The 25,147-nt window shown below is 72.4% G+C and carries 18 protein-coding genes and 2 pseudogenes; 10 read left to right on the top strand and 10 right to left on the bottom strand.

The window, feature by feature from the left end:
* Positions 1-94 precede the first annotated feature (94 nt).
* The 7 genes from wecB to OHA65_RS04005 form a co-directional block, all read right to left on the bottom strand.
* Complete coding sequence (gene wecB / locus OHA65_RS04035; protein WP_329312614.1) at positions 95-1,204, bottom strand: non-hydrolyzing UDP-N-acetylglucosamine 2-epimerase; 1,110 nt, start codon at positions 1,202-1,204, stop codon at positions 95-97.
* A gap of 4 nt (positions 1,205-1,208) precedes the next feature.
* Positions 1,209-2,465 carry a nucleotide sugar dehydrogenase gene (locus OHA65_RS04030; protein ID WP_327281682.1) on the bottom strand — a complete coding sequence of 419 codons (1,257 nt, stop codon included), beginning with the start codon at positions 2,463-2,465 and terminating at the stop codon, positions 1,209-1,211.
* A complete protein-coding gene (locus OHA65_RS04025; RefSeq protein ID WP_371645750.1) occupies positions 2,465-3,247 on the bottom strand; it encodes a WecB/TagA/CpsF family glycosyltransferase in 783 nt (260 codons plus the stop codon). The genes OHA65_RS04030 and OHA65_RS04025 overlap by 1 nt, the downstream gene beginning before the upstream one ends.
* Positions 3,244-4,413, bottom strand: a complete 1,170-nt coding sequence (locus OHA65_RS04020) for a hypothetical protein (RefSeq protein WP_327281680.1) — start codon at positions 4,411-4,413, stop codon at positions 3,244-3,246. Before OHA65_RS04020 ends, OHA65_RS04025 begins: the two co-directional genes overlap by 4 nt.
* A 428-nt stretch (positions 4,414-4,841) precedes the next feature.
* Positions 4,842-5,441, bottom strand: a complete 600-nt coding sequence (locus OHA65_RS04015; RefSeq protein WP_327281679.1) for an acyltransferase — start codon at positions 5,439-5,441, stop codon at positions 4,842-4,844.
* 89 nt (positions 5,442-5,530) lie between these two features.
* Positions 5,531-6,964: a hypothetical protein gene (locus OHA65_RS04010; RefSeq protein ID WP_327285983.1), complete on the bottom strand. Its 1,434-nt coding sequence runs from the start codon at positions 6,962-6,964 to the stop codon at positions 5,531-5,533.
* Between the two features lie 212 nt (positions 6,965-7,176).
* Positions 7,177-8,298 carry an IS30 family transposase gene (locus tag OHA65_RS04005; protein ID WP_405759197.1) on the bottom strand — a complete coding sequence of 374 codons (1,122 nt, stop codon included), beginning with the start codon at positions 8,296-8,298 and terminating at the stop codon, positions 7,177-7,179.
* A 298-nt stretch (positions 8,299-8,596) separates the two neighbouring features.
* On the opposite strand from OHA65_RS04005, the gene OHA65_RS04000 reads away from it, so the two are divergent.
* From OHA65_RS04000 to OHA65_RS03955, 10 genes and pseudogenes are all read left to right on the top strand, one after another.
* Positions 8,597-10,021 carry a hypothetical protein gene (locus OHA65_RS04000; RefSeq protein WP_405761202.1) on the top strand — a complete coding sequence of 475 codons (1,425 nt, stop codon included), beginning with the start codon at positions 8,597-8,599 and terminating at the stop codon, positions 10,019-10,021.
* A 38-nt stretch (positions 10,022-10,059) separates the two neighbouring features.
* On the top strand, positions 10,060-11,349 hold the full coding sequence (locus OHA65_RS03995; RefSeq protein ID WP_329312611.1) for a MoxR family ATPase: 1,290 nt from the start codon (positions 10,060-10,062) through the stop codon (positions 11,347-11,349).
* Positions 11,346-12,587, top strand: coding sequence for a DUF2201 family putative metallopeptidase (locus tag OHA65_RS03990; RefSeq protein WP_327281676.1), 1,242 nt, complete (start codon positions 11,346-11,348; stop codon positions 12,585-12,587). Before OHA65_RS03995 ends, OHA65_RS03990 begins: the two co-directional genes overlap by 4 nt.
* Before the next feature lie 182 nt (positions 12,588-12,769).
* On the top strand, positions 12,770-13,459 hold the full coding sequence (locus tag OHA65_RS03985; protein WP_327281675.1) for a DedA family protein: 690 nt from the start codon (positions 12,770-12,772) through the stop codon (positions 13,457-13,459).
* Between the two features lie 49 nt (positions 13,460-13,508).
* Positions 13,509-14,228 carry a phosphatase PAP2 family protein gene (locus OHA65_RS03980; protein WP_327281674.1) on the top strand — a complete coding sequence of 240 codons (720 nt, stop codon included), beginning with the start codon at positions 13,509-13,511 and terminating at the stop codon, positions 14,226-14,228.
* A 76-nt stretch (positions 14,229-14,304) separates the two neighbouring features.
* Complete coding sequence (gene efeB, locus OHA65_RS03975; RefSeq protein WP_328761571.1) at positions 14,305-15,624, top strand: iron uptake transporter deferrochelatase/peroxidase subunit; 1,320 nt, start codon at positions 14,305-14,307, stop codon at positions 15,622-15,624.
* A 23-nt stretch (positions 15,625-15,647) separates the two neighbouring features.
* Positions 15,648-16,490, top strand: a complete 843-nt coding sequence (efeU, locus tag OHA65_RS03970) for an iron uptake transporter permease EfeU (RefSeq protein ID WP_327281672.1) — start codon at positions 15,648-15,650, stop codon at positions 16,488-16,490.
* 58 nt (positions 16,491-16,548) lie between these two features.
* On the top strand, positions 16,549-17,769 hold the full coding sequence (locus tag OHA65_RS03965) for a GDSL-type esterase/lipase family protein (RefSeq protein ID WP_327281671.1): 1,221 nt from the start codon (positions 16,549-16,551) through the stop codon (positions 17,767-17,769).
* 144 nt (positions 17,770-17,913) lie between these two features.
* Positions 17,914-18,009 (top strand): annotated as a pseudogene (locus OHA65_RS03960) (response regulator transcription factor); the annotation flags it as partial.
* Between the two features lie 8 nt (positions 18,010-18,017).
* Positions 18,018-18,512 (top strand): annotated as a pseudogene (locus tag OHA65_RS03955) (sensor histidine kinase); the annotation flags it as partial.
* 56 nt (positions 18,513-18,568) lie between these two features.
* On the opposite strand, the gene OHA65_RS03950 reads toward OHA65_RS03955, so the two are convergent.
* The 3 genes from OHA65_RS03950 to OHA65_RS03940 all read right to left on the bottom strand — a co-directional run bounded on the left by OHA65_RS03950 (position 18,569) and on the right by OHA65_RS03940 (position 25,140).
* Complete coding sequence (locus OHA65_RS03950) at positions 18,569-20,845, bottom strand: immune inhibitor A domain-containing protein (protein ID WP_405761196.1); 2,277 nt, start codon at positions 20,843-20,845, stop codon at positions 18,569-18,571.
* 185 nt (positions 20,846-21,030) lie between these two features.
* Complete coding sequence (locus tag OHA65_RS03945; RefSeq protein WP_405761194.1) at positions 21,031-22,893, bottom strand: M1 family aminopeptidase; 1,863 nt, start codon at positions 22,891-22,893, stop codon at positions 21,031-21,033.
* A gap of 222 nt (positions 22,894-23,115) precedes the next feature.
* Positions 23,116-25,140, bottom strand: a complete 2,025-nt coding sequence (locus tag OHA65_RS03940; RefSeq protein ID WP_405761192.1) for a CASTOR/POLLUX-related putative ion channel — start codon at positions 25,138-25,140, stop codon at positions 23,116-23,118.
* Positions 25,141-25,147: the final 7 nt, after the last annotated feature.

Raw genomic sequence — 25,147 nt, 5'->3', positions numbered from 1 at the left:
CTGCACGCGCCGCCGCTCATTCATTGCGGTGATTACGGTTGTTGCTTGCGTTCTTGCGTTCTTGCGTTCTTGCGTTCTTGCTTCGTCGCCGGTGCTACGGGGCGAGGTCGGTGGGCCGCGGCCGGCTCCGCGCGGTCCCGCCGTCCAGCAGGACCCCGGCGATCCGCTCGCTCGCGCGACCGTCCCACAGCGCGGGGCAGCGCGGAGCCGGCGGATCGTCGAGAACCCGGTTCACCGTGGCCGTGATGCGCTCCGGATCGGTGCCCGCCAGTACGTTCGTGCCCTCCTCGACGGTGATGGGCCGCTCGGTGTTCTCCCGCAGCGTCACGCAAGGCACACCGAGCGCGGTGGTCTCCTCCTGGACGCCCCCGGAGTCGGTGAGCACGACGCGGGCGGAGTCCTGCAGGGCGATGAAGTCCAGGTACCCGGCGGCCGGGACCATCCGGATCCCGCCGGGGACCCCGATCTCGGCCAGCCGCTCCGCCGCCCGCGGGTGCACGGGCAGCAGCAGCGGACAGCGGTCGGAGATCTCACCCAGCGCCTTCAGCAGTCCGCGCAGCGCCGCAGGGTCGTCCACGTTGGCCGGCCGGTGCAGGGTGACCAGGCCGTATCCGCCCCGGGCGAGCCCGTACCGGTCCAGGACGTCCGAGGCCCTGGCCCGGTCGAGGTTGGCGAACAGGGTGTCGATCATGACGTTGCCGACGACGTGGATCTGGTCCTCCCGGTACCCCTCCGACCGCAGGTTCGCGGCGGCGTCGGGCGAGGGCGCCAGCAGGTAGTCGCTGACCCGGTCGGTGGCGACCCGGTTGACCTCCTCCGGCATGCTCCAGTCCCGGCTCCGCAGCCCGGCCTCCACGTGGGCCAGCAGTGGGCCGGCCTTCGCGGTGACCAGGGCGCAGGCCAGTGTGGAGTTGATGTCGCCGACCACCACCACCGCGTCCGGGGCCAGTTCGTCGACCAGCGGCTCGAAGGCCGCCATCACCCGGCCGGTCTGCTGGGCGTGGGTGCCGGACCCGGCGCCCAGGTACCGGTCCGGGGGACGGATGCCGAGGTCGCGGAAGAACACGTCGTTCATGGACTCGTCGTAGTGCTGCCCGGTGTGGACGAGGACCACCTCGGCGCCGCGGCGCTCCAGCGCGTCCATCACCGGTTTGATCTTCATGTAGTTGGGCCGTGCTCCGGCCACGCAGATGATCCTGGGCATGGTGTCAGAGCACCTCCACGGTGGGACCGGAGAGCCGGTTGCGGCAGTCGAGCACGAAGGAGGCGTGCTCGGTCACCATCGCGTAGTCGAAGGAGTCGTGATCGGTGAGCAGGACGACCACGTCGGCCGCGGCCAGCTCCTTGCGGGTCGGTTCGACCCGTACGAGGCGGGAGTCGACCTTGATGCCCTCCACCACGTGGGGGTCGGCCGCGCGCACCTTGGCGCCCATGTCCAGGAGCAGTTGCGAGACGCGGACCGCCGGCGATTCCCGGGCGTCGCCGGTGTTCTTCTTGTACGCGAGCCCGAGCAGCAGGATCTTGGATCCGTTGACCGAGCGGCGCTTCGTGTTGAGGGCGTCCATCACGCGGCGCGCCACGTACTCGGGCATGTGGCTGTTGATGTCGTTGGCCAGCTCGACGAAGCGGAAGCTCTGGCCGAGCTCGCGCTGGACCCGCCAGGACAGGTACGACGGGTCGATCGGCAGGCAGTGGCCGCCGACCCCGGGGCCCGGGGTGAACTTCATGAAGCCGAACGGCTTGCTGGAGGCCGCCTCGATGGTCTGCCACACGTCGATGTCGAGGTGGCGGGCGAACATGGCTATCTCGTTGACGAGGGCGATGTTCACGTGCCGGAAGGTGTTCTCCAGCAGCTTCGCCAGTTCGGCTTCCTTGGGGGAGCGCACCGGCACCGTCTTGTCGACGAGTTGCGCGTAGAAGGACTCCACGGCCTTGAGCGAGCCGGCGTCCACGCCCGAGACGACCTTGGGCGTCTGCTGGAATCCCCAGACGGTGTTGCCCGGGTCGATGCGCTCGGGGCTGTAGCCGAGGTGGAAGTCGACACCGGCGGTGAGGCCCGAGCCGTCTTCCAGGATCGGGCCGAACAGCTCCTCGGTGGTGCCCGGGTAGGTGGTGGATTCCAGGACGACGGTCGCACCGGGCCGCAGGAAGCGGGCCAGCGTGTGCGCCGACTCCTCGATGTAGCGCAGGTCGGGGGCACCGTCCTGTAACGGGGTCGGGACCGTGACGACCGCGACGTCGAAGCCGCCGCAGTCGCGGGCGAGTTCACTGGCCGCGTAGGAGCCGCGCTCCAGTGCCCGGGCCAGCCGTTCGGAGGAGACGTCCTCCACGTACGACTCGCCGGCGGCAAGGCTCTTGACCCGCCGGGCGTCCACGTCGTACCCGATCACTTGGTGTCCGACCTCGGCGGCCCTGATGGCCAGCGGGAGACCGACGTATCCCTGTCCCACGACGACGACGCGCATCAGTGACTCCTGTTCGCGGAACCGGCAGACGGTGTACGGCGGATGAGTTCCCGCACCGTCATGAGGAGGAAGGCGGTGTTGGTGGTGAGGTAGCGCTTGCCGAGGCGGCGCGGCTCCTGGAGGGTGCGGTAGAACCATTCGAGGCCCATGCGCTGCCAGACGGCGGGGGCCCGCTTGGTGATGCCGGCCAGGATGTCGAAGGAGCCGCCGACGCCGTGCACCACGTGGGCGCCGGTGCGCTTGCCGTAGCCGGCGGTGAAGATCTCCTTCTTGGGCGAGGTCATGCCGAGGAACAGCAGCTGGGCACCGCTCTGCGCGACGGCGTCGGCGATCGCGCCCTGGTCGGCGTCGTCGAAGTAGCCGTTGCGGCTGCCGGCCACGCGCAGGGCGGGGAAGCGCTCGGCGATCCGGCCGAGCATCAGGTCCAGTACGTCCTGTCGGGCGCCGAGCAGGTAGACGGGGACGTCCGCGGTTTCGGCGGCGGCCAGCAGCCGCATGAACAGGTCGATTCCCGCGACCCGTTCGGGTAGCCGTACGCCGAGGACCCGGCCGGCCCACACCACGGCCTGGCCGTCGGCCAGGACGAGGTCGCAGCCGGAGACGGCCGCCGCGAGGCGCGGGTCGCGGCGCATGTTGACCAGCTTGGCGGCGTTGACCATGCCGATCTCGATCTGTTCGCCACGCCGTACCGCCTCCAGGCAGCGCTGCACGGTCTCGTCCATGGTCAGGGCGTCGAGGCCGACCCCGAACAGGGTCTGGCGGGTCGGTGGTCGCACGGTCATCTCCGCGGCCCCCCGAGCCAGGCGTGGAGCAGCCAGCCGAACTCGTACGGGCGGCACTCGCGGTCGATCACGACGGGGCGGAACAACCGGTCGAGCGGGGCGAGTCGGACCTGCGGGGCCACCTTGGTGGTGAGGCCGCGGGCGGCACGGACGGCCTTGGCGGGGTCGCCGCGGTAGACCTTGCGCCAGGTGACGCCGTACTTTTCGAGGATCATCGGCTCGCGCGGGGTCCCGTCGGGCCCGCTGATCTCGGGCACGTCCGTCATCCAGCGCAGCCCCCGGCGGATGGCGGCGCCGAAGTCGGTGCCGCCCGCGTCGGCGAGGTCGAAGAGCGCCGTCGGGGCCATGGCGTGCTGGTGCACGCTGTAGACGGGGTAGCCCTCCACGACGCCGCCCGTGCGGGCGTCGTAGTGCCACCACCACTGTCCGCCGTCTCCTTGCAGTGCACAGATCCGCGCGGCGCAGGCGTCGGCGGCCGCGAGGGCCTCCGGGTCGGTGCCGCTCGCGTGCAGCCGGGCCAGCGCCTGCAGGGGATAGGTCTGGTCGGCGAAGCAGGCCACGTGCGAGCGGTATCCGGGGACCAGCCCCGGCCCGGTGGCGTGCGGGAACAGCGGACCGCCCTCCGTCCTGGCCGCGAGGAGGCGGTCTCGGGCCGCTGCCAGGCGGTCCTCCACGTCCACCGCGGTACGGGCCGCGGTCAGGGCGGAGAGCACCCAGGCCGCCTCGACGGTGTACTGCGGCCGTCCGGGGACGTCCAGTGCGGTCACCCGGGCGAGGGCGTCCGCCAGCTTGGGGTGGCCGGTCTCGGCGGCGGCCCAGGCGATCAGCGCCGCGTCACCGAGGTTGGTCACCGCAGGCAGCTGTTCCACCAGCAGGCCCGTGTACTCCTCGACGGTGTGTCCGCCGAACAGCGGGCGTTGCCGGTCCTCGGGCAGGAACCGCGCGCCCAGCGCGGTGATGGCGGCGTACCGGGTGCTGGTTCCGCGGGCCTCGGTACGGCGGACGCCGTCGGAGGCGACCGTACCCACCCGGGTGAAGACGAAGGTGTCGGCGCCCGGCAGGTACATCTCGGGCAGTCCCGCCTCGGCCAGCGCGAGCAGTCGCTCGGCGAGCGCGTGCAGCGACGGTTCCTCGTGGGCCAGTGCCTCTAATCGTGTGGTGTTCACCGGGTCCCCACCCCGGTTCCCCGTGTGCTGCGCGCACCTCGTATGTTCGAGCTGTACGGCTCCAACACACCTACCCCCTCTGATCGCTCCTCGGACTGACCTGGCGGTCGTCGTTCCGCGGAGGGGACTGCGCATGACGGCGCGCGTGCCGGCGGTGTGGTTCCCCCGATGGCACGAACCGTCCGGGGCCGCCCACTGGAACCCCCCAGCGATGCCCCGGACCTGAGCACGCGCGAACGGCAGCGTCGGGCGGGCGCGTTTTGCGCCTGTCCGTCACCTGGTCCGCGATGCCCTCGTCGTGTACAACCCCCCACTGAACAAAGCCTGTTGCCTGCTCAGATCCCGTGTACAGGGACAAGGTATGCCCAAGGGTGTTCGTTGATTGCGGTTTTGAGGAAATGCCGCTGACTCAAATTGCCGACGTACCGTCAGCTCCGTTCCAGCAGGCTTCCGTCCTTCTCGTCGTGCACCGCGCCGGTGCGCGGGCACTCCCACACGCCCGGCTCGCCCTCGCGTTCCACCAGGCGGACGCCGGCCCGGCCCACCCATCCGATCCGGCGCGCCGGTACGCCTGCGACCAGTGCGAAGTCCGCTACGTCCCGGGACACGACCGCGCCGGCCGCGACCAGGGCCCACCGCCCGATGCGCACCCCGGCCACGCACACCGACCGGGCTCCCAGCGAAGCCCCCTCGGCCACCACGACGCCGGCGGCCTCCCAGTCGCCGCCGCGCTTGAGCTTGCCGTCCGGGTCGACCGCCCGCGGGTAGAAGTCGTTGGTGAGGACTGCGGCCGGACCGATGAACACGCCGTCGCCGAGTACGGCGGGCTCGTAGACCAGGGCGTGGTTCTGGAGCTTCACGTTGTCGCCGATCCGTACGCCCGGCCCCACGTACGCCCCCCGCCCGACGATGCAGTCGCGGCCGAGCCGCGCGTCCTCCCGTACCTGCGCCAGATCCCAGATCGTGGTCCCTTCCCCGAGTTCGGCGCTCTCGTCGACCTGGGAGGAGGGTTGAATTCGGATGCTCACGCGGCGGTCCCCTTACGGCTTGAGGTACGGACGTAAGGGGGGAGCATATGCGTGGCGCGGCCGGCCCACCCGGGAGATCAACCGACTGTTCACGCACCGGACTTGGGGTGGACGACGAGGCTGCCGTACGCCGACAGGGCCGCGGCCGGGTCGGCTGCGCCGCCCGGGTCGTCGCGGAGGGTGCGGTCGAGGAAGGCGATGCTCGCGGCGGCGGTGATGCGCGGGCCCTCCGTGCGGTCCAGGGAGCCGACGAGTGAGGGGAGGGGCGGCAGGTAGAGCGGGGCGTCGGTGAAGGTGAGGTGTGCGGTACCGGGGACGGTGAGGCGGTAGCTCGTCGCACTGCTGAGACCGAGGACACGGGTGAGGCGCGGGAGATAGTCCGGGTCGGTGTTCGGGCCGACGGCTTGGGTGAGCGCGAGCACCGGCTGGCGGAAGGGCTGCGGGTCCGGATCGTGGGGGAAGCCGTCCAGGTCGATGACGGCGGCGAACCCGGGGTCCTGGCGGGCCGCCTGCAGGGCCGCGCCGCCGCCGAGGGAGTGGCCGGCCGCCGCGACGCGTCCGGTGTCGAGGTGCCCGGCGAGCGGACCGGCGATCTCGCCGCTCTGGACGCGCCCCAACTGGGCCCGCACGAAGCGGAGATCAGCGGCGCGGACGGCAGTCCACCCGGCCGCCCGCTTCTCGTCCTCGGCGTCGTCGCCCGTCGCCGAGACCTCCGTACGGACCGTGCGTCCGTCGGCGAGTACGACCGCGGCCGAGTCGTAGGGGTGGTCGAGGCCGACGACGACGTAGCCGTGGCTCGCCAGCTCCTGCGCCCAGGCCGTGTTCTGGGTCCGTACCCCGCCCAGCCCGGGGGAGAACAGCACGACGGGGAAGCGCTCCCCGTCGCCGGCCCCGTCGCCGGCCACCGCAGCGTCGTACACCGCGTGCGTCCGGGCGCGCGGCAGGCCGTCCAGCAGCATGGCGGGAAGCCCGGCGTAGTTCGCGAGCGCGCCGGAGACCACGCGCGCCTCGTGTTCCGTGCGTCCGAGGTACGGGGCGCGCCGACTGCCCGCGGGGGCCTGGTGGGCGGGGTACCAGAACTGGGCGACGACCGTACGGCGGTCATCCGGTGCGGGGGTGGCGGTCTCGGGGCGCTGGGGGTCGGTCAGCTCCAGTACGTGGGTGCCGACCGCGAACCGGCCGGACGGCTCGGGGAACACCGGCGTGGGCAGCGCCCAGGCCGCCGCCGGCCCGGCGGCGATCAGGGCGAGGCACACCACCGAAGCCGGCAGCGCCAGCCACCACGGAGCCCTGCGCGTGCGCTGCCGCAGCAGCGGCGAAAGCGCGAACGGGAGGGCGACGGCCGCGCCGACCAGCACCGGCACCATCTGCCACCGCATCCCGAGCACGCCGAGCGCGGCCCCCGACAGCGCGACGACGGCCGGCGCGGCGAAGGTGAGGGGCCGCCGCGGGCGCGGCGGAAGCCACCGCGCCAGGACCAGCGCGACGGCGCCGAGCACCAAAAGCCATTCCCACGGGTTCATCACCTTCACGTCGCCATGGTCGGGGCCCGCCCGGCCGGTGGCATCACCCCCGGGTCGGGTCGCTCCTGCGACCTGAGTCGGATTTCTTTTGTCATATGCCTGTCGCGTTGCGCGTATCCGCGCATATGGTGTTGCTCCGGACCATCCCGGGCACACGGCCCTCCCGCACTCCGGCGGTTTCTAGGGATCGTCGCAACACCTGGTTGGTTTGATCAGGCGGCAAGTAGTTTATGCAGGCGCTCGGCTGGGGTCTCCCAGCCGAGCGTTTTGCGTGGGCGCCCGTTGAGCTGGGCCGCGACGGCGTCGAGGTGGTCGCGTCCGTGGACGGACAGGTCGGTGCCCTTGGGGAAGTACTGCCGCAGCAGGCCGTTGGTGTTCTCGTTCGAGCCGCGCTGCCAAGGGCTGGCGGGGTCGCAGAAGTAGACCGGGATGTCGGTGGCATCGGTGAACGAGCCGTGCGCCGCCATTTCGCTGCCTTGATCCCAGGTCAGCGAGCGCACCAGGTGTGCGGGCAGCGTCTGAACCGTCTCGACGAGGGCGTCGCGGACGTGTTCCGCGCTGCGGCCGTCGGGCAGGTGCAGGAGCATCACGTAGCGGGTGGCGCGTTCGACGAGGGTGCCGATCGCGGAGCCGTTGTCTTTGCCGATGATCAGGTCGCCTTCCCAGTGGCCGGGCACGGCCCGGTCCTCGACCTCGGCCGGGCGTTCACTGATCATGACCATCGGGGTGGTGAAGCGGGGCTGGCGCTGCTGGGCCTGGCGGCGCGGTGTGCGGCGGGCGCGTCCCAAACGCAGGGCGCGGGCCAGCTCTCGGCGCAGTTCGCCGCGGCCCTGGACGTAGAGGGCCTGGTAGATCGTTTCGTGGACCACGTGCATCTCCGGCCGGTCGGGGAAAGTCCGGCGCAGACTCTCGCAGATCTGCTCCGGGCTCCACTTCAGGTCCAGGCCGTCCTGGACGAAGTCCTGCAGCACGGGGTTCTGGCCGATCTTCCCCGGCTTGGGGCGGGGCCGGCGGGCGTCGGCGCGGGCCTGGGCCGCGTGCGGCCGGTACTGGCCGTTACCCGGGTGCCGATTGCGGCGGATCTCCCGGCTGACCGTGGACGGGCTGCGGCCCAGCTCGGCCGCGATCGTACGGATGGCTGCCTTCTCGCGTAGCCGGTCGGCGATGTGGATCCGGTCCGCCTCGCGCAGAAAGCGCGAAGGACCGGACGAGGGCGCTACCGCTGTGAGCGGTAGCGCCCTTCCGGTCCTGCCGGACGGGGCGCGGCCGTTACGCCACCGCTTCCCCGTCCTGAGGTTGATACCGACGATCCGGCACGCTTCCCGACTGCTCACGCCTTGCTGCATGAGCTGAAGGTAGGCACGCCGTTCCTCGGTCAACGAACGGCGTCCCCGGTTGACTGAACGGTCCCGGATCTCGAAGTCCATCGCACTCCCCGAATCGGGGTGTTGCGACGATCACTAGAACTCAAGTCCCCACGGGAGGGCCGTAGCGCGTCACGCAGTCGACGGCAGGGAACTCCGCTGCCTGGAAAACCGGCTCGCGGATCAGGTCGGGGGTTCGTATGATCACCGCGATGACGACTCCTTCCCCTCACAGATCGGGGGTCCCGTCCGCGCAAGGTGAGTGCTGATGACCACTCACACCGCGAACGGGGATTCCCGCCTTGCCCTCTGGCTGCGCGTGCGCGAGTTCGCCGTGCCGCCGTCCATGATCGAGACTGCGACCGCCCGCCGCCTTGCCGGGGACTGGGCCGCGGCATGCGCCGCCGCAGGCATCGACGTCGATTTCGATCTGCGTTCCGTGGCACGTACCCACGGGCGCGAACTCGCCGCCCTGCTCCGGGCCGACCTCCGCCACCTGGCTCCCGACCTGCTGCGCTGGCACATGCCGAGGATCGCCCCGAACGGACTGCTGCGCCCGGGCCTGACCCTCACCTTGGCCCGGTACGACCCCGCGGGGCGCGACGACGCGCGCCCGCTGCACCTGGTGGCGCGGACTCCGCCGGCGTGGGCGGACGCCGGTCAGAGGATCAGTCTCGCGCTGTGGGACGGATCCCGTGACGAGCCCGCCGCCCGCCGCCATCCGCACCCCCGTCCCAACCCCCGGTTCCGCCTCGACCTGCACCGCCACCTCTGGGACGCGCGCCGGACCGAGGAGCTCCGGATCCGCTCCGGGGCCGGTCCGCGCCCCGTCGCAGGCATCCCCGCGCCGGACCCGGCCCTGTTCGGGCTCGTGCCGCAGGGGCGTCGCTGCGCCGTGGACCGCTGGGCGGCCGAGGCGGGGATCCTGATCCGGGCGGAAGGGCTGTCCACCCGGACCGTCACCGTACGGCTCGGCTCCCGGCAGCGGCTGGACCTGGACTTCGTCGCGGACGGGGACGGCAGCGGGGCGCCCGCCGTTCGGATCGCTGCGGCGTCCGCCGCTGCACGTGCCGCGCCGCCCCCGGTCCTGCCCGACGCGGCGACCTGGGAACTGCCCGACCTGGAGCTGGTCCGCACCGGTTCGATCGACCCCGCTCGACTGCACCCGCTGGTCGCGGCGGCACTCGTACCGGATCACGCGCCGACCGGAGCCCGGCCGACTCCGGACCGGCCGGGTCAACGGCAACCGCACCCTGTCGACTGCCGCGGAGCCCGGCACCGGATCGGCCTGGTCGACGGGGTGCTGGCCCCGCTCGACCACGACCCGGCCGAGATCCGGCGGGAGGAACTGCTGGTTGCCCTGTCCGGCACCCCGCTGCCCTGCCTCCAGGCGATCGACGAGGCGCACCGCCGCCCGGAATGCCTCGCCGGCGTGCGCGAACGCCTCGACCACGGCGACACGGCCGGCGCGCTGGCCGTCGTCGAGGGCCTGCTGGGTCCCGACGCACTGCTGCGCGACGGCGCCCTGCGGGACGAACTGGAGGCGGCCGCGCTGCGCCGCATCACGTACGGGCTGTTCAGGGCGGACCTGGTCGGTCCCGGCACCCGTCCCAGACCGGGTGATCTGCTCCCGGGCGCCCGCACTGCGCCTCGTCGGGACCGCTCACGCCCGCGCCACACCACCGCTCGCTGAACCGCGAGCGACCTGCGAACCCGAAAAGGTGATCACACATGCCCTCACATGCCTCGTTTGCCCCGCTTACTGCTCCCGACTCTCCCGACTCTCCCACCGCCCCCGGCACCCCCGGCACCGCCTCCCAACTCGACGTCGCCGGCGCGTTGCTGGCCCTGCTCCGGGACACCACCACCGAACCGCGCCCCGACGGCCAACTGGAGGCCCTGACCCTGGCTGTAGCCGCTGACCTGCCCGTACTGCTGTGGGGCGAGCCGGGGATCGGCAAGACCGCCGCCCTGACGCAGCTTGCGGCGTCCCTGGACCTGCCGCTGACCACCGTGATCGCCAGCGTGCACGAGCCGTCGGACTTCTCGGGCCTGCCCGTCATCGGGGACGACCCTGCGGAACAGGGTGTCCCGATGGCCCCGCCGGACTGGGCCGTACGACTGGTACGAGCCGGCCGGGGGCTGCTGTTCTTGGACGAGCTGTCCACCGCGCCGCCGGCCGTGCAGGCCGCTCTGCTGCGCCTCGTGCTCGAACGGCGGATCGGGGCGCTGCAGTTGCCGCCCGGCGTGCGGATCGTGGCCGCCGCCAACCCGCGGTCCTCGGCGGCCGACGGCTGGGAGCTGAGTCCGCCGCTGGCCAACCGGTTCGTCCACCTCCAGTGGACGCACGACCACGACGTCGTGGTACGCGGCCTCGGCGGGACATGGCCCCGGGCCACACTGCCGCGGCTCGACCCGGAAAGGCTGCCGGCCGCCGTGGACTTCGCCCGTCGCGCGGTGTGCGGACTGCTCGCCGCCCGCCCCGCGCTCGTACACCGGCTTCCCAGCGGTGAAGCCCGCCGGGGCGGCCCCTGGCCGTCGCCGCGGAGCTGGGAGATGACCCTGCACCTGATCGCCTTCGCGACCGCGGCGGGCTCCTCGCGGGACGTACTCTCCCTGCTGGTCAGGGGCACCGTCGGGGACGGCCCCGGCCTGGAACTGCTGGCGGGCCTGGACCGGATGGACCTCCCGGACCCCGAGGACCTGCTCGCCGATCCGGCCGCCGCCGCGTTGCCCGAACGGGGCGACCTGCGCCAGGCCGTGCTCGACGGCGTGGTGGAAGCGGTCCGCAAACGCCCGGAGCAGGCGCGCTGGGACGCGGCGTGGGCGCTCATGGTGCGGGCGCTGGAGACGGGGGCCCCGGACCTGGTGGTCGTGCCGGCGACCGCGCTGGCCTCACTGCGCCGCGCGGAGTGGGACGTACCGGCGGAGATCGAGGGGCTCGCCGGTGCGGTGTCGCTGTCCCTGCGGGCGGACCGGGCGACGGCGCGCGCCGCAGCGGCCACGCGGGGCGGCCGATGACCGGGGGACCCGAGGGGGCACTGGACCTCGACAAGCTGTTCGCCGCCCGACTCCACGCCGCCCGGGTCCGGCCGTACCTGGCGACGGCGTTGTTCGCCCTGCACGTCGTGGAGTCGCGGCGGGTCCCGACGATGGCCGTCGACCGGCACTGGCGGTGTTACGCATCGCCGTCGTTCGTGGAGCGGACGTCGGTGGAGGAGCTGGCCGGAGTGTGGGTGCACGAGGTGTCGCACCTGCTGCGCGACCACCACGGGCGCGGCGACCGGGTGGCCCGGGAGCGAGGGCTGCACGGGCCGGGGGAACGGCTGCGGATGAACATCGCGGCGGACTTCGAGATCAACGACGACGTGTTCGGAGACGGGCTGGTCCACCCCGCCGGCGCCGTCCGGCCGACCGATGTGGGGCTGCCCGAAGGGCAGCTCATGGAGGACTACCTGCGCCAGTTCGGGCTCGGACCGCGTACGCAGCACATGGCCTGGCTGGACTGCGGCAGCGGCGCCGACGGGCTGGAACGGGAGTGGGACCTCGGGGAGGACGGTGCGCACGGGCTGACTGAACAGGAACGGGACGCGGTGCGCTTCCGGGTGGCGCAGGGCATCACCGGGCGTCCTGGAAGCACCCCCAGCGGGTGGAAGCGGTGGGCGGAGGAGGCGTTCCATCCGCCGCAGCCGTGGCGGGTGTTGCTGGGAGCGGCGGTCCGTTCGGCGACTTCCGGCTCGGGTGCGGGCGAGGACTACTCGTACGGCCGCCCGTCACGGCGCTCGGCGGGGGTGCCGGGTGTCGTGCTGCCGAGCCTGCGGCGCAGGCCGCCCCGGGTCTCGGTGGTCATCGACACCTCGGCGTCGGTCAGCGATGCGGAGCTGGGCAGTGCGCTGCTCGAAGTCGCCGCGATCTCCCGCGCGGTGGGCGGCCGGCGGGACCTGGTCACGGTGGTGCCGTGTGACGCGGCGGCCCGGATCGCGCACCCGCTGTGCCGCGCCGAGGGGATACCGCTGCTGGGCGGCGGCGGTACGGATCTGCGTACGGGCTTCGCCACGGCGCTCCGGGCGGGGGCCCGGCCGGACGTCATCGTGGTCCTGACCGACGGCCAGACGGCCTGGCCGGCCACCCGGCCGCCGTGCCGGACGGTGATCGGCCTGTTTCCCGGACGACGTGCGTCCCGGTCATGGGACGAGGGCGATCCCGACTACGTACCGGACACGCCGCCCGCCTGGGCCCGCGTGGTCGACATCGGGTAGGGCTCCGGGCCGGTCCGCGAGTCGTCCGCGTGTCCTTGCCGTGCGCGTGTCCTCGCCCGTCGGGGGAACACGCCGCGCGCTCCGATCGTCTACAGTTCCGTAGACCGTCTACGGAGCTGTAGTCGGCCGCCGGTCGGGTGTCGCCCTGGACTCTCGTCCCCTCACGTACGGGAGTTGTCGCCGTGGCCCCATTCCCCCTCCTCCTCGCGGCGGCGGTACCGGGCCCCGGCCCGCAGGCCGTCGACCTACTGGACGCCGGATCCCTGCTCGCGGCCTTCGGGGCGCTGGGCATCGCCGTCGTCATGTTCGCCGAGACCGGCCTGCTGATCGGCTTCTTCCTGCCCGGCGACTCTCTCCTCTTCACCGCCGGACTGTTCTGCGTACCGGGCGCGCACGGCCCGGTCCACCTCTCGCTGCCCCTCGTGCTCGGCTCGGCGGCGGCCGGAGCCCTGCTCGGGGCGCAGGTCGGGTACCTCATCGGGCGGCGCGGCGGGCGGGCCCTACTGGCCCGCAGCGGCAGCCGCAAACTCCACGAGGGCGCCGAGCGGGCCGAAGAGTTCCTCGACCGCTACGGGCACGCCAAGGCCATCGTCCTCGCCCGGTTCGTCCCCATCGTGCGCACCGTACTGAACCCGCTGGCCGGAGCCCTCGGCGTACCCGCCCGCGTCTTCGCCCTGTGGCAGGTCGTCGGCGGTCTCGTGTGGACCGTGGGCCTCGTGCTCGCCGGCTACGCGCTCGGCTCCTCGGTGCCCGACGTCGACCGCTACCTGCTGCCGATCGTCGCCCTCGTCGTCTTGGTCTCCCTCACCCCCGTGGCCGTCGAAATGATCCGCCGCAGGGGCGGCCGCACGTCGAACGAGGGCCCGCGTTGAGGCGGCTCGCGGCGGCCTCCCCCGTACGACGGCGGGGCGCGGGGTCATCGTGGCTGCGGACCGCTCCTTGATGCGGACCGGCAACGGACCGTCACCCACTCGCCGGGCCCTGGCCGCAGCGTCGTGCGCTGCACTGTTCGCGCTGCTGACCGCCCTGATCCTGGCGCGGCACGGCGCCCCGTACGCCTTCGACGAGGCCTGGCACCGGTGGTCGCTGCGCCGCCGATCCCCGGTCCCGGTGGCCCTCGCACGCGGCATCACGGCCACCGGAAGCGGTCCCGTCCCGTACGTGTGCGCCGTCGCCGCCGGGCTCATCGCGGGCCGGGGTCCGCGCGGCCGGATGCTCGCGGCCGCTGGGGCGCTGGGCTTCCTGCTGCTCGTCCAGGGCGTGCGGTACTCCGTCATGTACGGCGTGGCGCGGCCGCGCCCGCCGGTCGCCGACTGGGCCGCGCCGGCCTCCGGGTTCGCCTTCCCGTCCGGGCACGCCACCACCTCGGCGCTGGTGGCCGGGCTGCTGGCCTGGGCCGCATGGCGTAGGGCGGCCCCGGCCGCGGCCCGGCTCTGCGGGGCCCTCGTCGCATGTTGGGCCGTTGCCGTCGGGCTGAGCCGGATCTACCTCGGTGTGCACTGGCCCACCGATGTCCTCGGTGGCTGGCTCTACGCGCTGACCTGGCTGACCGCCGCAACGGCGGTGCTCGCGGTTTTGGGGGGCGGCGGCCGATCGCGTCCGGGTGGGACGGATCGCCCGCCATCGTCTACAGTTCCGTAGACGGAAGGGTAGCCTTGCCTTACCAGGGCCTGTCGCGGCCTTGCCGCCCAGACCTGAAGCAGGCGGGAGAGCGGTGATGTCCGAAGCGGACCCGGAGAGCGGCCACAACGGCCACGGCCACGGCCACGGCCACGGCCACGGCCACGGCGCGGCCCCGGACGTGCCGGCCGGCGGGACCTCGCGCCGCGCGCTGCTCGGCTGGGGCGGTGCCGGGCTCGCGCTCGGCGCCGCCGCGGCCGGCGGTGCGGTGGCGGTCTTCCGGGGCGATGCCGCCCCCGGCGACCCCACTGCGAGCGGTACGGCCGTGCCGTTCCACGGCGAGCACCAGGCCGGGATCGCGAGTCCCGTCCAGGACCGCCTGCACTTCGCGGCCTTCGACGTGACGACGAAGGACCGTGCGGAGCTGGTCGGGCTGCTGAAGGAGTGGACCGGGGCCGCCCGGCTGATGGCCGAAGGCCGGCCCGTCGGCGGGGGCGCCGTCGGCGGCCTCCCCGAAGCCCCGCCGGACGACACGGGCGAAGCCCTCGGCCTCGAACCCTCCCGCCTCACCCTCACCATCGGCTTCGGTCCGAGCCTCTTCGCCCCGGACCGCTTCGGGCTGGAGGGCAGGCGCCCGGACGCCCTCGTGGACCTGGAGCGGTTCCCCGGCGACAACCTGGACCCGGTCAGGAGCGGCGGCGACCTGTGCGTCCAAGCTTGCGCGGACGACCCGCAGATCGCCGTGCACGCCGTCCGCAACCTCGCCCGGATCGGCTTCGGCCGGACCGCCGTGCGCTGGTCCCAGCTCGGCTTCGGCAAGACCTCCTCCACCACCCCCGACGCGCAGACCCCGCGGAACATGATGGGTTTCAAGGACGGCACGCGGAACATCTCCGGCACCGACGACCAGGCCCTCGACGCGCACGTGTGGGTCGGCGCCGGGGACGGCGCCGACTGGCTGACAGGCGGCTCCTACCTCGTCGCCCGCCGCATCCGGATGCGCATCGAGACCTGGGACCGGACCTCCCTCCTGGAGCAGGAGGACATCATCGGCCGCGACAAGGGCGAAGGCGCCCCCGCCGGCAGGTCCAAGGAGCGCGACGAGCCGTTCCTGAAGGCCATGAAGGCGGACGCGCACGTGCGCCTCGCCCACCCCGACAGCAACGCCGGCGCCACCATCCTGCGCCGCGGCTACTCCTTCACGGACGGAACCGACGGCCTCGGCCGGCTCGACGCCGGGCTGTTCTTCCTCGCCTACCAGCGCGACATCCGCAAGGGCTTCGTCCCCCTCCAGCGCAACCTGGCCGCGCACGACTCGCTCAACGAGTACGTCCAGCACGTGGGTTCGGCCGTATTCGCCGTCCCGCCGGGCGTCCGCGACCAGGACGACTGGTGGGGCCGGTCCTTGTTCACCTGACCCACCGGAAGGGATCCGACGCCGTGTTCGGCAACTACCTGATCGGTCTGCGCGAAGGACTCGAAGCGAGCCTCGTCGTCTGCATCCTGGTCGCCTACCTGGTCAAGACCGGCCGACAGGACAAGCTGGTGCCCGTGTGGTCCGGTGTCGCGCTGGCCGTCGTCCTGTCGCTGGGCTTCGGCGCCGCCCTCCAGTTCGGCTCCTCCACCCTCACCTTCCAGGCCCAGGAGGCCCTCGGCGGCATCCTGTCCGTCCTGTCGGTGGGCCTCGTGACGTGGATGGTGTTCTGGATGCGGCGTACCGCCCGCCAGCTGAAGAGCGAACTGCAGGGCCGGCTGGACGCCGCCCTCGCGGTGGGCACCGGCGCCCTGGTCCTGACCGCGTTCGTCGCGGTCGGCCGGGAGGGACTGGAGACTTCGCTGTTCATCTGGACGGCGGTCCAGGCCACCGGTGACGGCATCCGACCCCTCATCGGCGCGCTGCTCGGACTCCTGACCGCGGTGGTGCTGGGCTGGCTGTTCTACCGCGGCGCCCTGAAGATCAACCTGGCCCGGTTCTTCACCTGGACCGGCGCCATGCTGATCGTCGTGGCGGCCGGCGTCCTCGCGTACGGCTTCCACGACCTCCAGGAGGCCGGCATCCTTCCGGGCCTGCACACCCTCGCCTTCGACATCAGCACCACCGTCCCCGCCGACAGCTGGTACGGGACCCTCCTCAAGGGCGTGTTCAACTTCCAGCCCGACCCGACGGCGCTCCAGACGATCGTGTGGTGCCTCTACCTCCTCCCGACGCTGGCCCTCTTCCTCGCGCCGCAGCGCCGAACCGCCGAGGCCGACGATCCGGCCCGCTCCACCCCGACCGGCTGAAGCCGCTGCCCCCGGAAAGTGATGTGCGGATCCGGCGTCCGGTTGACAGTCTGGGGTCATGAACGACCCGCATGCCTCCGTACCCGGCCCCGCCGACCGGACCACCACGACCGTCACCACCCCCCTCACCGCGGACCTCCTGCGCGGCGCGCTCGACCTGGAGCGCACGGAGCACGGTGTGCTCCCGCACCGGCTGCCGGCGTGGGCCCGCGCGCAGTACGCGGACGGGCAGCTGGCGATGGCGCAGGGCCAGCCCTCCGGCGTACGACTGGTGTTCCGGAGCACGGCCACCACCATCGAACTGGACACGCTCCGCACCAAGATGGCGTACGTGGGCGCCCCGCCCCGTCCCGACGGCGTGTACGACCTCCTCGTCGACGGCCGCCTCGCCGGTCAGGCCTCGGTGACCGGTGGCAACGTCCGCGAGGTCGACATGACCACCGGGGCCGTCGATACCCGGCCCGGCCCCATCGGCACCGTCCGGTTCGAGGGGCTGCCCGCCCGCCCGAAGGACGTCGAGATCTGGCTGCCGTACAACGAGATCACCGAGCTCGTCTCCCTGCGCACCGACGCCCCCGTCGAGTCCGCACCGCAGGGGAGCCGCAGGGTGTGGCTGCACCACGGCAGCTCGGTCAGCCACGGCTCGGACGCCGCCGGCCCCTCCAGGACCTGGCCGGCGCTGGCCGCCTCCCTCGGCGGTGTGGACCTGATCAACATGGGCTTCGGCGGTAGCGCCCTGCTCGACCCGTTCACCGCCCGGGCCATGCGGGACACCCCGGCCGACCTGGTCAGCGTCAAGTTCGGCATCAACCTCGTCAACACCGACCTGATGCGCCTGCGCGCCTTCACCCCGGCTGTGCACGGTTTCCTCGACACCCTGCGGGAGGGGCATCCCACCGCCCCCCTGCTGGTCGTCTCGTCCGTCCTGTGCCCCATCCACGAGGACACCCCCGGCCCCAGCGTCCCGGACTTCAGCAACCTGAGCGCCGGGAAGCTCCAGTTCCGTGCCGCGGGCGACCCCGCGGAGCGCGCCGCGGGGAAGTTGACGCTGGGCGTCATCCGCGACGAGCTGTCCCGCATCGTGAAGCAGCGCGCGGCCGAGGACCCCCACCTGTACTACCTCGACGGCCGCGAACTCTACGGCGAGGCGGACTTCACCGAGCTACCGCTCCCCGACCAGCTCCACCCGGACGCCGCCACCCACCGCCGCATCGGCGACCGGTTCGCCGCACTGGCCTTCGGCGAAGGCGGCCCCTTCGCCCCGGCCCGCGCCCGCTGAAAGCCCACTGGTCAACGCCGCCGGCGCCGTGCTGGCCGGGCTGGCGTCGCGCCGGTGGTGGCGCAGCGCGGCGGGGGCGCCGGCGCACCGGCCCCGCCCCACACCGGCAGCGGCACGCTCGGTGGCGTTGCTCGGGCTTCGGACATGCGCGTACTGATCGTGGAGGACGAGCCGTACCTCGCCGAAGCCGTCCGTGACGGTCTCCGGCTGGAAGCGATCGCCGCCGGCATCGCCGGCGAATCCGCCCGCTGCTCGGCCGCAGCGACCGCGGGAGCTTCACCCGCGAGGGCGTCGACCTCTCCCCCCTCGCAGAAGGGGCCGCCGAAACCCTGCTCCCCTTCGCCGAACGGCGCGGGATCACGCTCGACGTCACCGGCGGAGCCACACGGACCAGTGGCTCCGCGGAGCTCCTGCTGCGGATGGTGACGAACCTCGTCCAGAACGCCGTCGTCCACAACCTCCCCTCCGGCGGCACCGTGACGGTCCACACCGAAGCGCAGCAGGACGGGTGCGTGCTGCGGGTCGGGAACACGGGCCGTCCCGTGCCACCGGAACCGGTACCGACCCGCACCGAACCCTTCCGGCGCGGAACGGAACGCGTACGCACCGACGAGCACGCCGGCGTCGGCCTCGGCCTCGCCATCGTGCACGGCATCGTGCGCGCCCACGACGGGACCCTCGACCTCGTCCCCCGCCCCGCCGGCGGTCTCCTCGTCACCGTTCGACTTCCCTGCACGCCGTAGGAAGGCGCGGTTGCGGTCCCCTCGGCGCCCGTCGCGCCGAGAGGACCGGCCGGGGGTCAGGGGGAGGGGGTGACCTGGACCGTGGTCAGGGCCCCTCCGGAGGCCTCCTTCACCACCGTGATCCGGGTCCCGGTGTCCGGGACCTTCACGCCCACCTGGGGCAGGTCCGCGTTCCAGTAGCCGCCCTTGTGGTCGTCGAAGACCGGGACCCCGGGCCGCGCCGGGACCAGCACCGGCACGCCGGCCTTGTGCAGCACGATCTCGTCGCTCGGGCGCGTGGAGAACGTCGCGTCGAAGGTCTGCGCACGCGCGTTGACCAGCGTGCCGTCGGCGTTGCGCAGCGGCTCCGGCCGCGCGTCGACGGGCAGCAGCAGGCCCGCGCCCGGATGCGCCTTGGTGGTGTTGTCGCTGTACGCCGTGTCCCAGAGCCAGATGAGCACCCCCTGCTGGTACGGGTAGAACTCCACCGTGTCGTTGCCCGAACCGAAGTTGTACGGCCCGGTCTTGAGGTAGCTCCCGTAGCCGGTGTAGCGCCGGTTCTCCACCAGGTAGGCACGCGGGTGCTCCGCGCTGCCCGTCCGGCCCTCCGTGCGCGACCAGCGTTGCGCCGTCCAGCCGTTGGCACCCGACTCGGCGCCGTCGCGCAGCAGCTCGCGCCCGTCCGCAGTGACCCGTACGTCGTCGAAGGTGACGCCCTTGCCGTGCGTGTTGCCGTCCGAGGTGACGCGCAGCCGCAGTTGAATGCTGCGCCCCGCCAACCCGTCCAGTGGAACGCCGAGTTCGGCCCAGCCGCCGGACGTGCCGGAGATTCCCTTCGGTGGGATCGCGGCTCCGCCGACCGTGCCCGGTAGGGCGGACCAGGTGGTGCCGCCGTCCGTGGAGGCCTCGACGGTCAGGAAGTCGAAGTCCTGCTCGACGTCGTACCAGACGCGGGCGTCCAGCCGGGCCGACGCCGCCCCGGTCAGGTCGACCGTCCGGGTCAGGGTGTTGTCCATGAAGTCGCCGGTGCCGCTCCACCACTGGCTGCCGCCCTCGTACGGGTCGGTCAGATCGGTGCGGGTCAGCGAGGGTGGCAGGTGCACCAACAGGGCTTGTGGGTCCTCGGTGTTGTAGCCGGAGACCCCGAGTACGGCGCGCGTCTTGCGCCCCGCGTCGGCCTCCGTGTACTCCAGCCAGCCCAGTTGCAGCTTGCTCCACGGGTCGAGGTCGCCGGGGAAGTCGCCGGTGGTGTTGCGCCCCTTGCCGAGGTAGGAGGCCGTGGACATCAGCGACCAGAAGTTGACGGCGTTGTCGCCGTCGGAGCTGTACAGGTCCGGCAGCCCGAGGTCGTGCCCGAACTCGTGGGCGAACAGGCCGACTCCGCTGTTCTCGCCACCGGTCAGGTAGTCGCCGGCCCAGATCCCGGATTCGCCGACCGGGGTGCCGCCCGCCTTGTTGTCCCCGGGACCGGCGCTGCCCGCCTGGTCCCAATACGCGAACCAGCGGTGCGCCCACACGGCGTCCTTGCCCTGGTCGCCACCGCCCCACGTCTGGTCCTTGCCCGCGTGGACGATGACGAGGTGGTCGAGGTAGCCGTCCGGTTCGTCGAAGTTGCCGTCGTGGTCGGCGTCGTAGCGGTCCCAGACGTCGTACTCGGCCAGCTGGGCCTTGATCTCCTCCGGGGTGCGGCCCTTGGCGCGCTCGGTGTGGTACCAGGCGTTGGTGGCGTCTCGTACGAGGTCCCAGTTGGTGCGGCACTGGCCGGGCTCGGAGCAGTTGTCCGTCCCGTAGCGAGCCTCGTTCCACGGCAGCCGTACCCAGTCGCTGACCTGGCCGTCCATGTCGTAGCGGCCGGAGGACTGCAACCGGTAGTAGTTGCGGAGCGTGACGGCGCCGGGATCGGTGCCGAAGAACTGCTGCTGGTAGTAGGCCTGGCCGAAGTCCTTGCGCCACAGGGTGTGGTTGTCGCTCTTCGCGGGCTTGGCGATGGTGTCGTGGCGGGGGCCGGGGGTGCCGCCGAAGCGCGGCTTGCCCTCGTACTCCGTGGTGGTGTCCACCTGGTCGCCGAACTCGGCCAGGATCACGAAGACCTTGTCCTTGCGTTCCTGTGCGAGTTCGACGTACCGCTTGCCGACCGCGGCGCGGCGCGGGAGCGTTCCGTCCGCCTCGGCCTGCGTGGTGCCGGCGGCGACGCCTTCGAGGGCCTGCCGGCGCAGGCTCTGGCGCTGGACCTCCAGCGGCGCGGGCGGCGGGGCGGGGGACAGCTCGGGGGCCTGCCGCGCGACGGGGGGCGGCGGTTCGGGCGCGGCGAGCGCGGGGGTGGCGAGGAGGGCGAGGGATATCGCCGCTACCACCGCGGGGAGTCTGCGCAACGTGACGGACCTTTCGGGGAGTTGGGTCGGAGCGCAGGTAATATTTCACATGTCACAGGTGACGGCTAGGGTGCGGTAGGCGTGCAATTCCGGCCCCGGACATGGGTTCGCCGCGGTGGACGCGGGGAGGCGTCCACCGCGGCGAAGCGGTGCGGGGCGGAGTCGGGTCAGCCGTCGATGCGGTGCTGCGTCCAGAACGAGCTCAGGTCCGTGGTCGTGGCGGCCTGGGCGGCCGCCTTGAACTCGGCGGTCGTGGAGACGCCGTACCAGTGCGAAGTGGCGTAGTCCTTCAGGAGCTTGGCCATGGCCGTGTCCCCGAGGGTGCGCCGCAGGTCGTGCAGGGCGCACTTGCCGTAGCCGTAGACGACGGTGGAGTACCGGGACGAGTGGGCGTCCCAGTAGCCCATGGAGTTGGTGATCTTCTCGGCGGTCGAGGCCCACGAGACGCTGTTCCAGCAGTTCGCGCCGGTCTTGTTCAGGGCCAGGTCGGTGGCGTAGTCGGTGAAGGCCTCGTCGAGCCAGGGGCTCGCGTACTCGTCGTCGCCGACGATGCCGTACCACCACTGGTGGCCGATCTCGTGGGTGAGGGCGGTGGTGCTGACCAGGTCGAGGACGAACCCGGGGTATTCCATCCCGCCGAACCAGTAGTTGTTGTCGATCACGGCGTCGAGTTCGCCGTACGGGTAGGCGCCGAACCGGCCCGAGTGGGCGTCCACGGCGGACTTGGCGGTGGTGAGCATCGACTGCGCGTCGGCCGAACTGATGCCGGAGACGGAGTAGACGTTGATCGGGGTGCCGGCCGCGGAGGTGCCGGAGATCTTGCTGAACGGGCCTGCCGCCCAGGCGAAGTCGCGGACCTTGGTGGCGGTGGCCGTGGTGACCGTGCGCCCGCTGGTGCCGGGGGTGTCGACCGAGGCGCCGGTGGCCGGGACGAGCAGGCTGCTCGGGTGGTCGAGGGTCACGCGGAAGTCGGAGGCCAGCGAATAGAAGGACTCGCCGTTGTTGGTGTACGGGTCGAGGTGCCAGCCCGCCCCGTCCCGGACCGCGAGGACGGGCAGGGCGTTGCCGAGCATGCTGAAGGCGCCGTCATAGCCGAAGCGGTCGGCGCCGCTGGGCACGGTGATCCCCAGGTCGAAGCCGATCGTGGCGCTCTGGCCCTGCGTCAGCGGTGTCGGCAGGTCGATCTTCAGGGCGGTGCAGCCGACGGACAGGGCGCCCGCGGTGCCGCCCGTGACGTTGGAAACCGTGATCGGCATGGCGGAGCAGGTGCCGTGGTAGTTGTCCCACAGCCGCAGGTAGACCTCGGTGAGCGCGGTCGGCGAGGCGTTGGTGAAGGTCGCGCTCTCGTGGCCGGTCCAGCCGGTGCCACTCGTGTTGCTGCTGAGATTGACGGTGTACGAGGGGGAGGCCGGGGTGCGGGTGGAGTCCCCGGGCGGCGTGGTGCCGCCGGAGGTGTCGAGCGCGACGTCGTCGACGACGAAGCTCGTCTGGAGGCTGGAGTCCTCGGTACCGGTGAAGGCGACGGCGACCGTCTGGCCGGCGAAGGCCGACACGTCGAACGACTTCTGTACGTAGCCGGTGTTCTTGTCGAGGTTCGAGTAGGTGGCCAGCGTCGTGGTGCCGATCTTGGCCGTCAGTTTGTCGTACTTGGTCGAGCTGGTCGTCTCGGCGGTGTCGATGTGCAGCCAGAAGGTGAGGGTGGCGGTGGAACATCCGGACGGGATCGCGACGCTCTGGGAGAGCGTGTCGGTGTGCGTGCGGCCGACACCGTTCAGCCAGGCGAAGGTGGTGCCGCCATGGGCGGCCTGGCCGGCGCGGCTGGTGATGAGGCCGGTCTGCGACTGGGTCCAGGGCGAAGTGCCGCTCTCGAAGCCACCGTTGGTGACCACCTGGGCCGGGGTGCAGGCGGCGGTCGACGTCGGCGCCTTGAGCGGTGCGGCGGCGGCCGGGGTGACGGACAGTGCGGCGGCGGCCAGCGCTGCGAGGGTGAAGGTGCTCGCTGCGAGGGCCTTGTGGGGGGTCGCTCTCACACGTAACTCCTTTGAGGCGGCCGGGATTCCCGGCCTGCTCGGTGGCCGCCCGGTCGGCTCGGGTGCGCCGGTGGGCAGCCGCGGACTGTGCGCATCGTCTGCACGATCGCTTGGTGAGATCTGTCGTGCGGCGTCCCCCTGGGTCAGGGCGACGACTGCCGGAAGAGCCTGGCAGATTTGACTTGGGCATGCCATCAGGGGTGGGTAAAGTGTTCGTCTCCGTCAGGGACCGCCGGTCGCCTTGATGTCGTCGCGGCTGCGGCCGCCGGGAAAGGGCCCGGGCAGGGCCTCGGACAGGGGAGTGGCGCAAGGGGCGGCCGGGGCCGCCGGTTCCCGGGCCAGCACGATCACCGAGTCCTGCGCGCCGAACCGTACGCGGTCCCGCTTGTCCGGATTGACGCGCACCCCGTACGAAGGGCCGTGCAGGGCCTTCTCGTGCAGCCGGTACCCCAGGACGCAATGCCCCTGCCGGCGACCGGACTCCACGACCGTGGCGAAGGTGACCTCGCGGCCGGGCAGGACGTAGTGCGTCGCGGGCTTCAGGTGGAGCGAGTCGCCGTCGGCCGAGAACAGGCGGTCGAAGACCTCGGCGAGGTGGGGGTTCTCCGCGATCTGCGTCATCAGCAGGCTGATGAGCCGGCCGCCGACGATGAAGTCGCCCCCCTCCCGGGCCGGCGCGAGCAGCCGGTTGCGGTCGTCGGCCATCTCGATCACGACGGCCAGCTCCCGGCCCGAAGCCTTCTCCAGGGCGCGCAGGTGGAGCAGGGTCACCAGGGTCCGGTCGTCACCGGTGAGCGCACCGGGGGCGCCGCCGTCCGCGTCGTCGTAGCCGAGGACGACGGCCCGGTCGAAGGACGCCACGTCCAGATCGGCGAGCGCCCGCGGGTCGGTGATGTCCCCGTCGTGCACCGTGATCCGCATCCGGCCCGCGCGCGATCGCGCGCAGCGTGCGGCGTCCCGGAGCGCCTCCTCGCCGTTCGTCATGATCACCAGCTCGGACCCCTCGGGTACGCACGGATCCAGCTGCTCGATGATGCGCGGAGCACGGTGGTTCCAGCCGAGCACGAGGAAGCGCTCGGCCGGCGGCGCGCACGGCCCGGGTACCGCGATCGCCTCCTCGTCCACGGGCAGCGGCCCGTCCGCCAGGACGGCGGTGTCGTCGTCCTCCGTGACCAGGACGATCCGGTCGTCCGCCCCCAGCACCCTGTCCGCCGCAGGGTTGAGTTCGACGTCGCCGGCGCTGCCCAGGATGCCGACGACGCAAGACGTGGCGTACGCGAGGAGCAGCCGGCCGAAGGCGTACCCCGTGAGCTCGGGCTCGTGGACCGTGTAGAACTCGTCCCCCTCGAAGTCCAGGAGTTCTTGGTGGACGAGGGACAGACCGGGCTGGCGCGAGGTCCGGGCGATGAGCCGGGCGGTGACGTCCTCGATGTTCAGCACCCGGCCCCGCGGTCCGGCGGCGAGTTGCGCCGCCCGGTGGTGGCGGCCGTCGCGGACCGCGGCGACGACTCCGGGGAGGCCCCGCCCCCGTACGGCAGCCTCCAGGGCGAGCAGGGTCTTCACCACGTGGGCGTCCCCGTCCTCGCCTGCGTGGGTGAGGACGAGGACGGCGCGCGCCGTCTCGGGGCGGACGAGCGCGACCAGCGCCGGGTCCGTGGTCACCCCGCTGCGGCAGATCAGCCGGGTCCGGCCCAGCCGGCCGACGGCGAGGGCGATCTCGTCCTCCATCTCCGCCTTGTCCTTCGGGCCGAGGACGGCGACGACCGCCCGACGCTGGTTGGAGTTGGCGACGACCAGTTCGGAGACGATCGGGAAGACCTGCTCGGACCAACCCAGTAGAACGGTGTGCCGCTCCTCCAGCACGGTGGACCGGCCGCGCCGCAGGGCCAGGACCTTGTCGTTGAGGCCGGTGGTGATCAGGCTGACGAGCGTGGAGACGAACAGCAGTGCCACGAGGGCCAGCAGTACCGAGAACAGCACGTAGAGCGGGCTGCCCACCGCACCGCCGATCTTCAGGGTCTGTCCGACGCTGACCCAGACGGCCACGAGCCGCTCCGACCGCGTGGTGGGCGCTCGACGGTCCGCCCAGACCAGCGCCACGCTCGCCGGGACCACGACGGCCAGGCAGACCAGGGTCAGCCAGCCGATGAGCACCGGTGTCCCGCGGGCGACGACGGTGTCGAACCAGTACCGCACGCGCGGCAGGGCGGTCCTGCGGGGTTCATCCGTCGTCCTGCGACCTGTCAACCGGGGT

This window comes from Streptomyces sp. NBC_00045 (genome assembly GCF_045041095.1).
Taxonomy (GTDB): Bacteria; Actinomycetota; Actinomycetes; order Streptomycetales; family Streptomycetaceae; genus Streptomyces.
Note: the sequence above shows the minus strand (reverse complement) of the source record. Positions and strands in the feature narration are given on the sequence as shown.

Bases quoted from the DNA above. Each gene is read 5' to 3' on its own strand.
- wecB (WP_329312614.1), bottom strand. From the start codon at position 1,204: ATGCCCAGGATCATCTGCGTGGCCGGAGCACGGCCCAACTACATGAAG.
- OHA65_RS04030 (WP_327281682.1), bottom strand. From the start codon at position 2,465: ATGCGCGTCGTCGTCGTGGGACAGGGATACGTCGGTCTCCCGCTGGCC.
- OHA65_RS04025 (WP_371645750.1), bottom strand. From the start codon at position 3,247: ATGACCGTGCGACCACCGACCCGCCAGACCCTGTTCGGGGTCGGCCTC.
- OHA65_RS04010 (WP_327285983.1), bottom strand. From the start codon at position 6,964: ATGAACCCGTGGGAATGGCTTTTGGTGCTCGGCGCCGTCGCGCTGGTC.
- OHA65_RS04000 (WP_405761202.1), top strand. From the start codon at position 8,597: ATGACCACTCACACCGCGAACGGGGATTCCCGCCTTGCCCTCTGGCTG.
- OHA65_RS03995 (WP_329312611.1), top strand. From the start codon at position 10,060: ATGCCCTCACATGCCTCGTTTGCCCCGCTTACTGCTCCCGACTCTCCC.
- OHA65_RS03990 (WP_327281676.1), top strand. From the start codon at position 11,346: ATGACCGGGGGACCCGAGGGGGCACTGGACCTCGACAAGCTGTTCGCC.
- efeB (WP_328761571.1), top strand. From the start codon at position 14,305: ATGTCCGAAGCGGACCCGGAGAGCGGCCACAACGGCCACGGCCACGGC.
- OHA65_RS03965 (WP_327281671.1), top strand. From the start codon at position 16,549: ATGAACGACCCGCATGCCTCCGTACCCGGCCCCGCCGACCGGACCACC.